General features: G+C 65.8%; 12 protein-coding genes. 8 read left to right on the top strand and 4 right to left on the bottom strand.

Annotated elements, in window-relative coordinates; all coding sequences use genetic code 11:
• Nucleotides 1-169 precede the first annotated feature (169 nt).
• Nucleotides 170-1,513, top strand: a complete 1,344-nt coding sequence (locus AC25M7_RS22935; RefSeq protein ID WP_247283220.1) for an OprD family porin — start codon at nucleotides 170-172, stop codon at nucleotides 1,511-1,513.
• Between the two features lie 124 nt (nucleotides 1,514-1,637).
• Here AC25M7_RS22935 and AC25M7_RS22930 read toward each other — a convergent pair whose 3' ends face one another.
• Nucleotides 1,638-3,011 (bottom strand): MFS transporter, encoded by a 1,374-nt coding sequence (locus AC25M7_RS22930; RefSeq protein WP_207852411.1) that lies wholly within the window; start codon nucleotides 3,009-3,011, stop codon nucleotides 1,638-1,640.
• A 409-nt stretch (nucleotides 3,012-3,420) separates the two neighbouring features.
• Here AC25M7_RS22930 and quiC point away from each other — a divergent pair, with 409 nt between their 5' ends.
• A complete protein-coding gene (quiC, locus tag AC25M7_RS22925) occupies nucleotides 3,421-5,328 on the top strand; it encodes a 3-dehydroshikimate dehydratase QuiC (RefSeq protein ID WP_486971501.1) in 1,908 nt (635 codons plus the stop codon).
• Between the two features lie 105 nt (nucleotides 5,329-5,433).
• The gene (locus tag AC25M7_RS22920; RefSeq protein WP_028688744.1) at nucleotides 5,434-6,096 is read left to right on the top strand and encodes a TetR/AcrR family transcriptional regulator; all 663 of its coding nucleotides are present in this window, start codon (nucleotides 5,434-5,436) and stop codon (nucleotides 6,094-6,096) included.
• Between the two features lie 6 nt (nucleotides 6,097-6,102).
• Here the strand turns inward: AC25M7_RS22920 and AC25M7_RS22915 are convergent, their stop codons facing one another.
• The gene (locus tag AC25M7_RS22915) at nucleotides 6,103-6,801 is read right to left on the bottom strand and encodes a FadR/GntR family transcriptional regulator (protein WP_028688745.1); all 699 of its coding nucleotides are present in this window, start codon (nucleotides 6,799-6,801) and stop codon (nucleotides 6,103-6,105) included.
• A 261-nt stretch (nucleotides 6,802-7,062) separates the two neighbouring features.
• Here AC25M7_RS22915 and AC25M7_RS22910 point away from each other — a divergent pair, with 261 nt between their 5' ends.
• The 4 genes from AC25M7_RS22910 to AC25M7_RS22895 are packed head-to-tail and all read left to right on the top strand — an operon-like array spanning nucleotide 7,063 to nucleotide 9,894.
• The gene (locus AC25M7_RS22910; protein ID WP_028688746.1) at nucleotides 7,063-7,848 is read left to right on the top strand and encodes a transporter substrate-binding domain-containing protein; all 786 of its coding nucleotides are present in this window, start codon (nucleotides 7,063-7,065) and stop codon (nucleotides 7,846-7,848) included.
• A gap of 11 nt (nucleotides 7,849-7,859) precedes the next feature.
• A complete protein-coding gene (locus tag AC25M7_RS22905) occupies nucleotides 7,860-8,525 on the top strand; it encodes an amino acid ABC transporter permease (RefSeq protein WP_028688747.1) in 666 nt (221 codons plus the stop codon).
• Nucleotides 8,526-9,173, top strand: a complete 648-nt coding sequence (locus tag AC25M7_RS22900; RefSeq protein ID WP_028688748.1) for an amino acid ABC transporter permease — start codon at nucleotides 8,526-8,528, stop codon at nucleotides 9,171-9,173.
• Entirely contained in the window at nucleotides 9,160-9,894 is a 735-nt protein-coding gene (locus AC25M7_RS22895; RefSeq protein ID WP_028688749.1) for an amino acid ABC transporter ATP-binding protein, read from the top strand. The genes AC25M7_RS22900 and AC25M7_RS22895 overlap by 14 nt, the downstream gene beginning before the upstream one ends.
• A gap of 52 nt (nucleotides 9,895-9,946) precedes the next feature.
• On the opposite strand, the gene AC25M7_RS22890 is transcribed toward AC25M7_RS22895, so the two are convergent.
• Together AC25M7_RS22890 and aroQ are read right to left on the bottom strand one after the other, a co-directional pair.
• Nucleotides 9,947-10,792, bottom strand: coding sequence for a shikimate dehydrogenase (locus AC25M7_RS22890; RefSeq protein ID WP_028688750.1), 846 nt, complete (start codon nucleotides 10,790-10,792; stop codon nucleotides 9,947-9,949).
• The gene (gene aroQ / locus AC25M7_RS22885; protein WP_486971500.1) at nucleotides 10,789-11,238 is read right to left on the bottom strand and encodes a type II 3-dehydroquinate dehydratase; all 450 of its coding nucleotides are present in this window, start codon (nucleotides 11,236-11,238) and stop codon (nucleotides 10,789-10,791) included. Before aroQ ends, AC25M7_RS22890 begins: the two co-directional genes overlap by 4 nt.
• Before the next feature lie 213 nt (nucleotides 11,239-11,451).
• On the opposite strand from aroQ, the gene mqo reads away from it, so the two are divergent.
• Entirely contained in the window at nucleotides 11,452-13,026 is a 1,575-nt protein-coding gene (gene mqo, locus AC25M7_RS22880) for a malate dehydrogenase (quinone) (RefSeq protein ID WP_028688752.1), read from the top strand.
• Nucleotides 13,027-13,057: the final 31 nt, after the last annotated feature.

The raw sequence follows: 13,057 nt of genomic DNA, 5'->3' as shown, positions 1-13,057 counted from the left end.
GCGGCCGTGAATGACACGATTGTAATCCTCCCATCACCTTCCCGTTATCCGCCGGCGGCGAGCATCAGGCTTGGCCAACGGGGCTGGGCGCGCATGCACCTGGCCAGACCAGGGACGCTCCAGCGCCAAGGCCCGAGAACAAGAACAGCCGCAATCGAAGGAGCAACGGATGACAAGCAATCCAACACTTTCCCTGGCCGCCCTGCTGGCCCTGGCCGGCGTTGGCCCGGTGGCCTCGGCCGCGCAAGCGCAGCAGGCAGGGTTCATCGAGGGCAGCCGGCTGAGCGTGCTCAACCGCAATTACTACTTCAATCGTGACCATCGCGACGGTTACGCCCCTACCTACAACCCTGGCAACGCCAGTGACAACGGTTACTCCGAAGCCTGGGCCCACGCCATCATCACTCGCTTCGAATCCGGCTTCACCCAGGGCACGGTGGGCGTCGGCGTGGATGCCTTCGCCATGCTCGGTCTCAAGCTCGACACCGGTGGCGGGCGCAACGGCGGGCGCAGCTCGTTCGACGTGCTGCCGGTGGACCGTGATGGCCAGGCCCGCGACGAATACAGCAAGGTCGGCGGCGCGGCCAAGGTGCGCCTGTTCGACACCGTGCTGCGGGTGGGCGATGTGTTCCCGGTCAACCCGGTGGTGGCGGCCGGTGACTCACGGCTGCTGCCGGAAAGCTTTCGCGGGGTGACCCTGGAGAACACCAGCCTGCAAGGCCTGACGCTGCAGGCCGGGCGCCTGCACGCCATGAGCCAGCCGGTGTCCAGCGACCTGCGCGAGAACTTCGTGACCTTCTACGGCGGCCCGGTGGATTCGCCGTGGATCGCCTATGGCGGTGGCGACTACGCGATCAATGAAAACGTCAGCGTGAGCCTGTTCGGCAGCCGCCTGAAGGATGTGTGGAACCAGTACTACGCCGGCACCAGCGTGACCTGGCCGTTGTCGGACGAATTGGCGCTGATCGGCGGGTTCAATTTCTACAACGCCAAGGACGAAGGGCGTCAGCGCCTGGGGCAGTTCGACAACGACATCTGGAGCGCCAAGCTTGGCGTGCGCTACGGCGCTCACACCCTCGCGCTCACCCACCAGCGCAACAACGGCGACGACGATTTCGACTACCTGCGCCAGTCCGACTCGATCTTCCTCGACAACTCCATCCAGTACAGCGACTTCAACTCGCCGAAGGAGCGCTCGTGGATGCTGCGCTACGACCTGAACATGGCCGCCTACGGCGTGCCGGGGTTGTCGTTCATGACCCGCTACGGCCGGGGCAGCGACGCCGACTACAGCAACGCCAACGCCTACTACATGCGCCGCGACGACAACGGCGATCCGCTTACCGACCAGAAGCGCTGGGAGCGTGACATTGAGGTCAAGTACGTGGTGCAGACCGGCGCGGCCAAGGACCTGTCGCTGCGCGTGCGCCAGGCCACCACCCGGGCCACGGCCTTTGAGTCGGACCTGGACGAGGTGCGGGTGATCGTCGAGTACCCGCTGTCGATTCTCTGATCAACCCCCTATTCACCTTGAGAAGCCCCTGTGCTCCTTTGGTTACAGGTGAATGTATTGACGCCTCGAACGAGGCGTCTTTTTTTTGCCGCGGGCTTAAACCGAAAGTCTTGGGGCGTTGGCCTCAATGACCGAACGCTTTCAGGCTGCCTTTGCGACTGGCTTCATAAGCCTCCCGCTCCATTGGCCGTGCCTGCGGGTTGCCCAGGTCTTCCATGGCCAGGCGATGGGTCTCCGGCGCCAGGTAGGCGGCGAATGCGCATACGCAGGTGACCAGGAACGCCAGGCCGCCGACCACCAGCCAGATATGCTCCGAGCCCGGAGGCGCCACGGCGGCGAACAGCGCCGGCAGCATGGCGGTGATCATGGTGCCGATGTTCTGCGCGATGGCCATGGCCGAGACGCGGTAGCGGGTGTGGAACAGCTCCGGGTAGAAGCTTGGGAACACCGCGTTGTAGCCCTGGTAGACCATGCCCCACATGAGGATCGAGGCGGCGAAGGCCAGCGGCACATTCTGGATGCTGATCGCGTACAGGTAGACGAAGGCCAGCAGGCCCGAGCCCAGGCAGCCGGCGATCATGGTCGGGCGGCGGCCGATGCGGTCGGACAGGTTGCCGACGAAGGGGATCACCAGCACCGCGACGATATTGCCCACCACCGGGATCCACAGGTACACGCTCTTGTCGAAACCGATGCCGTAGGCCGGCTGCACCGCGTAGGCCGCGCCGAAGATGGTGGCAACCACCGGAATCACGTTCATCAGCGCCATGAACATCACCAGCACCATGTGCTTCCAGCTGTGACGGAAGGCTTCGCCGATCGGCGACTTGGCGACCTTGTCCTGTTTCTCCTCCTGGACGAAGGCCGGGGTCTCGTGCACCTCCTTGCGGATGATGAAGCCGGCAATCAGCACCACTGCGCTCATCAGGAACGGGATGCGCCAGCCCCACTCGTTGAAGGCCTCGCTGGGCATGAAGTAGGCCAGCGGCAGGAACACCGCCGCCGCCATCACCTGGCCGGCCTGCACGCCTTGCAGGGTGTAGCTGGCGTAGTAGCCGCGGCGGCCGAACGGCGCGTGCTCCATGATCATCGAGCTGGCCCCGGAGATCTCGCCGGCCACGGCGAAGCCCTGGACCAAGCGCAGCAGCACCAGCAGCGCCGGGGCCAGCAGGCCGATGTCGTGGTAGGTGGGCAGCAGGCCCACGGCCATGGTCGACAGGCCCATCAGGAACATGCACAGCAGTAGCACGTTCTTGCGTCCGCGGGTGTCGCCCCAGTGGCCGAGCACGCAGGCGCCGATCGGGCGCGCCAGGTAACCCACGCCGTAGGTGGCCAGCGAGGCGATGATGGCCATCTTCGGGTCGCTGGAGGGGAAGAAGATCTGCGGGAAGATCAGCGCCGCGGCCTGGGCGTAGATAAAGAAATCGTAGTACTCGAGGGCAGAGCCGATCCATCCGCTGGCGGTGGCTTTCTTGGCTTGGGAGCTTGAGTGGGCCATGTTGTCTCCGTTGTTCTTGTCAGGGGGCCGTATGGTCAGCGCGCGCAGGGCACGGCAACGGGGCTGTAGGGAGAAGACGAACGCGGCGGTGTGGATCGCAGGGCGAGCAAGGTGTGCATAGGTCGGTACCCGTTTTCTTGAACTTATTATGTGGTGACGTTGGGCGTTGCAGCGCAGGGCCCGCCGAACGACCGGCGTGGCAGCGAGAAGGGCCGGCGGGCCTGCGACTGGTGTTCATGGTTGTTCACGGGGGTGGGTGAATCAATTCGCCGGAACGGGTTTTGTTCGGTAATCGAACAAAAACTAACTGTTTCGTACAAAGTTCATTGCCGGGGCGACTTTACCTGCGAATAATCGATCGTGCCAGGGCCTGACCAGCCGCCTCTCTCAATAACAAGGAACACCCGCCATGCACCGTTCGATCGCCACCGTTTCCTTGAGCGGCACTTTGCCGGAAAAACTTGAAGCCATCGCCGCCGCAGGGTTCGACGGCGTCGAGATCTTCGAGAACGACCTGCTGTACTACGCCGGCAGCCCCCGCGAGATCCGCCAGCTGTGCACGGACCTGGGGTTGGCGATCACCTTGTTCCAGCCGTTTCGCGACTTCGAGGGCTGTCCTCGTGACCGTCTGCACAAGAACCTCGACCGCGCCGAGCGCAAGTTCGACCTGATGCAGGAGCTGGGCACCGACCTGGTGCTGGTGTGCAGCAACGTCCAGCCTGACGCGCTGGGCGACGAACAACTGCTGGTGGACGACCTGCGCCTGCTCGCCGAGCATGCCGGCGCCCGCGGCCTGCGCATCGGCTACGAGGCCCTGGCCTGGGGCCGCCACGTCAACACCTGGCAGCAGGTATGGAACCTGGTGCGCCAGGCGGACCACCCGGCGCTGGGGGTGATCCTCGACAGCTTCCATACCCTGTCGATCAAGGGCGAACCCAGCGGCATTCGCGATATCCCCGGCGAGAAGATCTTCTTCGTGCAAATGGCCGACGCGCCGATCCTGGCAATGGACGTGCTGGAGTGGAGCCGGCATTTCCGTTGCTTCCCGGGGCAGGGCGAGATGGACCTGGCGGGTTTTCTCGCGCCGATCCTGGCCACCGGCTACCGCGGTCCGCTGTCGCTGGAGGTCTTCAACGACGGTTTCCGCGCGGCACCGACCCGGCAGAACGCCGCCGACGGCTTGCGCTCGCTGCTGTACCTCGAAGAAAAGACCCGCGTTGAGCTGGAGCGTGAGGCACGCGCCGTCGAGCCCGGCGTGCTGTTCGCGCCGCCTGGCGCAAGCCGTTACGACGGCGTGGAGTTCATCGAGTTCGCCGTCGACGAGGCGGTCGGCGCGCGCCTGGGTGGGTGGCTCAAACGCCTGGGCTTCGCCGAGGCCGGCGAACATCGCAGCAAGGCGGTTCGCCTGCTGCGCCAGGGCGATATCAACATCGTGCTCAACGCCGAACCTTACTCGTTCGCCCACAACTTTTTCGAGGCCCATGGCCCGTCGTTGTGCGCCACGGCGCTGCGGGTGAATGACGGCCAGGCCGCGCTGCGGCGCGCCACCGCCTACCGTGGCCAGCCGTTCCGTGGCCTGGTCGGCCCCAACGAGCGCGAGATCCCGGCGGTGCGCGCGCCCGACGGCAGCCTGCTGTACCTGGTGGAACCGGACGCCGACGGCCCGAGCCTTTACGACATCGATTTCCACCTGGATCAGAACGCCCGGGCCAGCGGCGGGCTCAAGCGCATCGACCACATGGCCCTGGCGCTGCCGGCCGAGGCGCTGGACAGCTGGGTGCTGTTCTACAAGAGCGTGTTCGATTTCACCGCCGACGACGAGGTGGTACTGCCTGACCCCTATGGCCTGGTCAAGAGCCGTGCCCTGCGCAGTCACTGCGCCAGCCTGCGGCTGCCGTTGAACATCTCGGAGAACCGCAACACCGCCATCGCCCATGCCCTGGACAGCTATCGCGGCTCGGGCGTGCACCATGTCGCCTTTGACTGCGAGGACATCTTCGCTGAGGTGGCCCGGGCCAAGGAGGCCGGCGTGCCGTTGCTGGAGATCCCGCTGAACTACTACGACGACCTGGCGGCGCGCTTCGAGTTCGATGACGAGTTCCTCAGCGAGCTGGCGTACTACAACGTGCTGTACGACCGCGATGCCCAGGGCGGCGAGCTGTTCCATGTGTACACCGAGCCGTTCGAAGGGCGCTTTTTCTTCGAGGTCCTGCAGCGCAAGGGCGGTTACGCCGGCTATGGCGCGGCCAACGTCGCGGTGCGCCTGGCGGCGATGGCCAAAGCGCGCAGCGGGGCGGCGCGCACGGCGGTGTTGTAAATCAGGGTCCCATCGCGGGGCAAGCCGCTCACAACACCACGCTTCCCTGCACCGCCCGGCTCACGGATAATCGTCCGGATTCCTATAACGAGCCTGTGAGTCGGTATGAGTGATTCGGTAGCAAAGCCTGAAGTCGAAGGGCTGCGCAGATCGCGCAAGAACAACCCGGAAAAGACCCGCGAGAACATTCTCCAGGCCGCCATCACCGAGTTTGTCCAGCAGGGCCTGGCCGGTGCCCGGGTCGACGCCATCGCCGAGCGTACCGCCACCTCCAAGCGCATGATCTACTACTACTTCGGCAGCAAGGAGCAGCTCTACGTCGAATGCCTGGTCAAGCTCTACGGCGACATCCGCAAGACCGAGCACAGCCTGGACCTCGACTCGCTGTCGCCTGAACAGGCGATCCAGCGCCTGGTGGAATTCACCTTCGACCACCACGCCGACAACGTCGACTTCGTGCGCATCGTCTGCACCGAGAACATCCACTATGGCGAGTACGTCAAGCAGTCGCCGGTGATCCGCGAAATGAGCAGCATGGTGCTCGACGCACTGGGCAAGATTCTCGCCCGTGGCGTGGAGCAGGGCGTGTTCCGCCCGGGGATCGAGGTGATCGACCTGCACATGCTGATGAGCTCGTTCTGCTTCTATCGGGTGTCGAACCGCCACACCTTCGGCGACATCTTCCAGATCGACCTGGCCGACGAGCAGGTCAAGCAGCGTCAAAAGCAGGTGATCTGCGAGGCGGTAATGCGCTACATCAAGGCCTGAGCCCGCTCAACCGGCGAACACCACCCCGGTGCGCGCCGCGGCGTTGCGGATGTGCTCCTGCATTGCCCGTTGCGCGCCGGCCTGGGAGCGGCGGGCGAGGGCGCGGAGGATCTTGCGGTGCTCCTGCCAGGTTTCCATGGCCCGCTCGGGGCGGATGAACGGCAGTTTCTGGCTTTCCAGGAAAATATCCTGGCTGGCGGTGATCACCTGCAGCATCGCGCGGTTGCCGCTGGCCTGCAGCAGTTGCTGGTGGAAGGCGAAGTCCAGGCGTGCGGCGGCCTCGAAGCGCCCGGCGCGCAACTCCACGGCCATTGCCTCGACGTTGGCCTGCAACGCGTCCAGGTCATCGGCGGTCAACGCCAGGGCCGCCTGGCCGGCAGCGAAGCCTTCCAGGGCGTAACGCAGCTGGAAGGTGTCGGCGGCCGAGACCTGTTCGGCATAGGGCCAGGCGAAGCTGCCTGGCGATGGCTGGCCAGTGGCCGGAGCCAGGACGAACACCCCCTTGCCCGGTTGCACGCTGACCAGTCCCAGGGCGCTGAGCGACGACAAGGCCTCGCGCAGCGACGCCCGGCTCACGCCCAGGCGTTCGGCCAGGTCGCGCTGCGAAGGCAGGGCGTCGCCAGGCTGGTAGCCGTCCTGCTCGATCAGTTGGCGGATGGCCTGCAGGGCGATTTCCGGGACGGGGCGCGTGGCGGTGGCGAGCATGCTGTTCAGACCGGTCTGAGGGCGATGGCCTCCCTTTTACGGGCAATCGGCACGGCGTGGCAAGCCTTGCCTCGTCCTGGCGCAGGCCCTGCGGCCGTTGCGCGAAAGCGGGGCACGGGATGCTTCGAGGTCGCAACTGTTCAGACCAGTAAGACCTGATCGGCGCCTTGCGCCACGCCGCTCGCAGGTGTTTTGCCCAAGACTGGCATGGCCCGTGCACTGGCACCGCAGCCCCTTTCCGGACTCCTGCGAGGCCTTTCGATGAAGACGTTCCGCTCCCTGTTCCTGGCCACCCTGTTCTGCGCCACCCCTCTGGCAATGCCCCTGGCCCAGGCCGACGCGCTGGCTGACATCACCGCCCGCGGCGTGCTCAAGGTGGCCGTGCCCCAGGACTTCCCGCCGTTCGGTTCGGTCGGCCCGGACCTCAAGCCTCGCGGCCTGGACATCGACACCGCGCAACTGCTGGCCGACAAGCTTGGCGTCAAGCTGGCCCTGACCCCGGTCAACAGCACCAACCGCATCCCGTTCCTCACCACCGGCAAGGTCGACCTGGTGATCTCGAGCCTGGGCAAGAACCCTGAGCGCGCCGCGGTGATCGACTTCTCGCGCCCCTATGCGCCGTTCTACCTGGCGGTGTTCGGCCCGGCCGAGGCACCGGTCGACGCGATCGAAGCCCTGGCCGGCAAGACCATCAGCGTCACCCGCGGCGCCATCGAGGACATGGAACTGAGCGCCGTGGCGCCCAAGGGCGCGATCATCAAGCGTTTCGAGGACAACAACTCGACCATCGCCGCCTACCTGTCCGGGCAGGTCGAGCTGATCGCCAGCGGCAGCGTGGTGATGGCCGCCATCGCCGCAAAGAACCCGGCCAAGGTGCCGGTGCTCAAGGTCAAGCTCAAGGACTCGCCGGTCTACGTGGGCCTGGCCAAGAACGAGCCGGCGCTGTTGCAGAAGGTCAATGCCACCCTCGACGCCGCCAGGACCGACGGCAGCCTGAACCGCAACGCCGAGAAGTGGCTCAAGCAGCCGCTGCCGGCCGATCTCTGAGCGCTTGAGCGATGGCCTATCAATTCGACTTCGCCCCGGTGCTGGCGCAGGGCGACCTGTTGCTGCGGGGCATGCTGTTCACCCTGGAGCTGACCCTGGTCGGCACCGTGCTCGGGGTCGCCATCGGCGTGCTCGGCGCGGTGACCCGGGCCTGGCGCCTGCGGCCGTTCGACGCGCTGTTCGGGCTGTACGTGGAGCTGATCCGCAACACGCCGTTCATCGTCCAGCTGTTCTTCATCTTCTTCGGCCTGCCGGCGCTGGGCGTGCGCCTGAGCGAATGGCAGGCAGCGGTGCTGGCGATGGTGATCAACCTGGGCGCCTACTCGACCGAGATCATCCGCGCCGGTATCCAGGCGATCCCCAAGGGCCAGCTCGAAGCCGCGGCCGCGCTGGCCCTGAGCCGTTTCGAGGCGTTTCGCCACGTGGTGTTGCAACCGGCCCTGGCCAAGGTGTGGCCGGCGCTGACGAGCCAGATCGTGATCGTCATGCTCGGCTCGGCGGTGTGTTCGCAGATCGCCACCGAAGAGCTGTCGTTCGCCGCCAATTTCATCCAGTCGCGCAATTTTCGCGCCTTCGAGACCTACCTGTTGACCACGCTGCTGTACCTGCTGATGGCCATCGTCGTGCGCCAGCTGCTGGCCTGGATCGGCCAGCGCCTGCTGATGGGGAGACGCTGAATGGACTTCACCTTGTGGGATATCGTGCGCAACCTCATGACCGGGTTGCAGTGGACTTTGCTGCTGTCGTTGGTGGCGTTCGCTTGCGGCAGCGTCGGTGGGCTATTGCTGCTGGTGGCGCGGATCAGTGACCGGCCACTGCTGCGCGGCGCCGCCCGTGCGTTCATCGAGCTGTTCCAGGGCACGCCGCTGTTGATGCAGCTGTTCATGGTGTTCTTCGGCATCGCCTTGTTCGGCATCGACGTGTCGGCGTGGATGGCCGCGGCCATCGCCCTGACCTTGTTCACCAGCGCCTTTCTCGCCGAGATCTGGCGCGGCTGCGTGGAGGCGATCCCGCGGGGCCAGTGGGAGGCCTCCGCCAGCCTGGCCATGGGCCGCCTGGAGCAGTTGCGCCATGTGGTCCTGCCCCAGGCGTTGCGCATCGCCATAGCCCCCACCGTGGGCTTCTCGGTGCAGGTGGTCAAGGGCACGGCGGTCACCTCGATCATCGGTTTCACCGAGCTGACCAAGACCGGCGGCATGCTGGCCAACGCCACTTTCGAGCCATTCCTGATCTACGGCCTGGTGGCCGTGGGCTACTTCATCCTCTGCTACCCGCTCTCACTGAGCGCCCGCTACCTGGAAAGGAGGCTGCATGCCCCTGCTTAGAGTGTCCGCGCTGCACAAGTACTACGGCGACAACCACGTGCTCAAGGGGGTCGACCTGAGCATCGAGGAGGGTGAGGTGGTGGCCATCATCGGCCGCAGCGGATCGGGCAAGAGCACCTTCCTGCGCACCCTCAATGGCCTGGAGTCGATCAGCGACGGGGTGATCGAGGTGGATGGCGAATACCTCGATGCCGGCCGTGCCGACCTGCGCGCGCTGCGCCAGAAGGTCGGCATGGTGTTCCAGCAGTTCAACCTGTTCCCGCACCTGACCGTGGGCGAGAACGTGATGCTCGCGCCCCAGGTGGTGAAGAAGACCGGCAGGGCCGAGGCACGCCAGTTGGCCGAGCGGATGCTCGAGCGGGTAGGGCTGGGCGACAAGATCGACGCCTACCCTGACCGCCTTTCCGGTGGGCAGCAGCAGCGGGTGGCCATCGCCCGGGCGCTGGCCATGTCACCCAAGGTGCTGCTGTGCGACGAGATCACCTCGGCACTGGACCCGGAACTGGTCAACGAGGTGCTGGGCGTGGTGCGCCAGCTGGCGAAGGAGGGCATGACCTTGGTCATGGTCACCCACGAGATGCGCTTCGCCCGCGAGGTGGGCGACAAGCTGGTGTTCATGCACCAGGGCAAGGTGCACGAGACCGGCCACCCGCGCGACGTGTTTGCCGCACCGCGCACGGCGGAATTGGCCAACTTCATCGGTGCGGTGGCGGGGGCCTGAGGGCTGCATCGCTTCGTCGCGCGGCAGCCCGGATTGCGCACGCGCGGGCTTGCTAGAAGCTGGCGAAGTGTGCCTGCATGCGCTCGGCATCGGCCGGGCGCCCGCTGAACAGCTCGAACGCCTTGACCGCCTGGAACACTGCCATGGTGCCACCGTCCAGGGTGCGGCAGCCCAGGGCCCGGGCATGGCGCAGCAGTTCGGTCTCCAGGGGGAAGTAGATGATCTCCGCCACCCACAGCCGTGGGTGCAGCAGCGCGGGAGGCAAGGGGGTGCCGGGCAGCTTGGCCATGCCCACGGGTGTGGTGTTGACCAGGCCATCGGCGTCGGCCACCGCGCTGGCCAAGTCCTCGCCGAGCACGGCGCGACCGACGCCGAAACGCTGGGTGAGATTGTCCACCAGTGCCCGGGCGCGGGCCTGGTCGACCTCGAACAGCTGCAAGCGCTCGACGCCTTCGGCCAACAGCGCATGGGCCACCGCCGCGCCCGCGCCGCCCGCGCCCAGCTGTACCACCTGACGCCGCGCGACGCCGGGCAGGCCGCGCCGCAAGCCTTCGGCGAAGCCCAGGCAGTCGGTGTTGTGGCCAACCCGCCGGCCCTCGCGCAGCACCACGGTGTTCACCGCGCCAATGCCACGCGCTTCGTCCGACAGCGCGTCGAGCAGCGGCAGGATCGCCTGCTTGAACGGGAAGGTGATATTGAGCCCGGTGAACCCGGTGCGCTCGGCGGCATCGAGCAGGGCGGGCAGGGCGCTGTCGTCCAGGCCCAGCTGGTCGGCGTCGATCAGCCGGTACAGGTAGCGCAGCGCCTGGGCGTCGCCTTCACGCTCGTGCAGCGCCGGTGTGCGCGAGGCCTGGATGCCACGGCCAATGAGGCCGGCAAGGATGCCTGTGCCGCTCATGCCGCGTGCTCGCGCAGGTGTTCGCCGAAGTAGCCCAGGGCCATGCGGTAGCCCTGGCTGCCGAGGCCGCAGATCACCCCCACGGCGATGCTGGAGACGAACGACAGGTGACGGAACGGCTCGCGCTTGTGCACGTTGGACAGGTGCACCTCGATCACCGGAAGCTCGCTGGCCACCAGGGCGTCGCGGATGGCCACCGAGGTGTGGGTCCAGGCGGCAGGGTTGATCAGGATGCCGTGGCAACGGCCACGGGCGGTATGGATCCAGTCGAGTAGCTCGCCTTCGTGGTTGGTCTGGCGAAACTCCAGTTCCAGGCCCAGTTCAGCGGCGCTGGCGGCGCAGAGCCGGGCCAGGTCGGCAAGGGTTTCATGTCCGTACTGGGTGGGTTCGCTGGTGCCCAGCAGATTGAGGTTGGGGCCGTTGAGCACGAGGATTCGGGGTGTCATGACGGGGTATCACTTTGTTGTTTTTGGATGTCTCGATAATTGTACTACCTGGTTAGTTTCGTCAAATCATCATCGATTGAAAGCGGGCGATTATCGGACCTGGCCCGCGACAGATCCGCCAAAGGCATTAAAAACACCGCGGCCATGCCCGAGCAATCCAGTCGGCTAAGCTTGATCGCGCAGGTGCACGCAATGACCAACAAGGGAGCGCACATGAACATCAGCAAAACGCCCAGGTGGGCAGTCGCGACACTGGTCCTGGCCCTGGGCCTCCACGCCCACGCCGCCGACAGCAAGCGGGTCGATGTGCTGCTGGTGGGCGGCGGCATCATGAGTTCCACGCTGGCGGTCTGGCTCAACGAGCTGGAGCCGGGCTGGTCGATGGAGATGGTCGAGCGCCTGGACAAGGTCGCCGAGGAAAGCTCCAACGGCTGGAACAACGCCGGCACCGGCCACTCGGCGCTGGCCGAGCTCAACTACACGCCGGAGAAGGACGGCAAGATCGACATCAGCAAGGCGGTGGAGATCAACGAGTCGTTCCAGGTCACCCGTCAGTTCCTCGCCTGGCAGGTCAAGCAGGGTGTGCTGAAGAACCCGCGCTCATTCATCAACACCACGCCGCACATGAGCTTCGTCTGGGGGGACGACAACATCCGCTTCCTCAAGAAACGCTACGAAGCGCTGCAGGCCAGCCCGCTGTTCAAGCCCATGCAGTACTCCGAGGACCACGCGCAGATCGCCAAGTGGGTGCCGCTGATGATGGAGGGGCGCGACCCCAACCAGAAGCTCGCCGTCACCTGGACGCCCATCGGCACCGACGTCAACTTCGGCGAGATCACCCGCCAGTACGTGGGCTACCTGCAGACCCGGCCCAACTTCGACCTCAAGCTGTCCAGCGAAGTGGAGAACATCACCCGCAACGACGACGGCAGCTGGCACGTCGAGTACAAGAACCTAAAGGACGGCAGCACCTCGGCCACCGATGCCAAGTTCCTGTTCATCGGCGCCGGCGGCGCGGCGCTGCCGCTGCTGCAGAAGTCCGGCATCGACGAGGCCAAGGACTATGCCGGCTTCCCGGTGGGCGGCTCGTTCCTGGTCACCGACAACCCTGCCATCGCCCAGCGCCACATGGCCAAGGCCTACGGCATCGCCGCCACCGGTGCGCCGCCGATGTCGGTGCCGCACCTGGACACCCGTGTGCTCGACGGCAAGCGCATGATCCTGTTCGGGCCGTTCGCCACCTTCTCCACCAAGTTCCTCAAGGAAGGTTCGCTGCTTGATCTGTTCGCCAGCATGTCGCTGCACAACACCTGGCCGATGGTGCGGGTCGGGGTGCGCGAGTTCGACCTGGTGCAGTACCTGATCGGCCAGCTGATGCAGTCCGACGATGACCGTTTCGCTGCGCTGCAGACCTACTTCCCCGAGGCCAAGAAGGCAGACTGGCGCCTGTGGCAGGCCGGCCAGCGGGTGCAGATCATCAAGAAAGACCAGAACCAGGGCGGAGTGCTGAAGCTGGGCACCGAAGTGGTGACGTCCAAGGATGGCAGCATTGCCGGGCTGCTCGGCGCCTCGCCGGGCGCCTCGACCGCGCCGCCGATCATGCTCGACCTGCTGAGCAAGGTGTTCAAGGACAAGGTGGCCACGCCCGAGTGGCAGGCGAAGATCAAGCAGATCATCCCGTCCTACGGCATCCGCCTGAACGAGCACCCGGACAAGGTCCAGCAAGCGTGGGCCTACACCAGCGAGGTTCTGCAACTGGCGACGCCCAGCGAGGTCGCCGCGCCCTGAAGACCCGCCCATGACCAGCCGGCCACTGTGA

The organism is Pseudomonas sp. P106(2024) (assembly GCF_057480815.1).
Note: the sequence above shows the minus strand (reverse complement) of the source record. Positions and strands in the feature narration are given on the sequence as shown.

Excerpts from the sequence above, each read along its gene's own strand:
- AC25M7_RS22910 (WP_028688746.1), top strand. The coding sequence starts at position 7,063 with ATGAAGACGTTCCGCTCCCTGTTCCTGGCCACCCTGTTCTGCGCCACC.
- AC25M7_RS22920 (WP_028688744.1), top strand. The coding sequence starts at position 5,434 with ATGAGTGATTCGGTAGCAAAGCCTGAAGTCGAAGGGCTGCGCAGATCG.
- quiC (WP_486971501.1), top strand. The coding sequence starts at position 3,421 with ATGCACCGTTCGATCGCCACCGTTTCCTTGAGCGGCACTTTGCCGGAA.
- aroQ (WP_486971500.1), bottom strand. The coding sequence starts at position 11,238 with ATGACACCCCGAATCCTCGTGCTCAACGGCCCCAACCTCAATCTGCTG.
- AC25M7_RS22915 (WP_028688745.1), bottom strand. The coding sequence starts at position 6,801 with ATGCTCGCCACCGCCACGCGCCCCGTCCCGGAAATCGCCCTGCAGGCC.
- AC25M7_RS22895 (WP_028688749.1), top strand. The coding sequence starts at position 9,160 with ATGCCCCTGCTTAGAGTGTCCGCGCTGCACAAGTACTACGGCGACAAC.
- AC25M7_RS22930 (WP_207852411.1), bottom strand. The coding sequence starts at position 3,011 with ATGGCCCACTCAAGCTCCCAAGCCAAGAAAGCCACCGCCAGCGGATGG.
- AC25M7_RS22905 (WP_028688747.1), top strand. The coding sequence starts at position 7,860 with ATGGCCTATCAATTCGACTTCGCCCCGGTGCTGGCGCAGGGCGACCTG.
- AC25M7_RS22900 (WP_028688748.1), top strand. The coding sequence starts at position 8,526 with ATGGACTTCACCTTGTGGGATATCGTGCGCAACCTCATGACCGGGTTG.
- mqo (WP_028688752.1), top strand. The coding sequence starts at position 11,452 with ATGAACATCAGCAAAACGCCCAGGTGGGCAGTCGCGACACTGGTCCTG.
- AC25M7_RS22890 (WP_028688750.1), bottom strand. The coding sequence starts at position 10,792 with ATGAGCGGCACAGGCATCCTTGCCGGCCTCATTGGCCGTGGCATCCAG.
- AC25M7_RS22935 (WP_247283220.1), top strand. The coding sequence starts at position 170 with ATGACAAGCAATCCAACACTTTCCCTGGCCGCCCTGCTGGCCCTGGCC.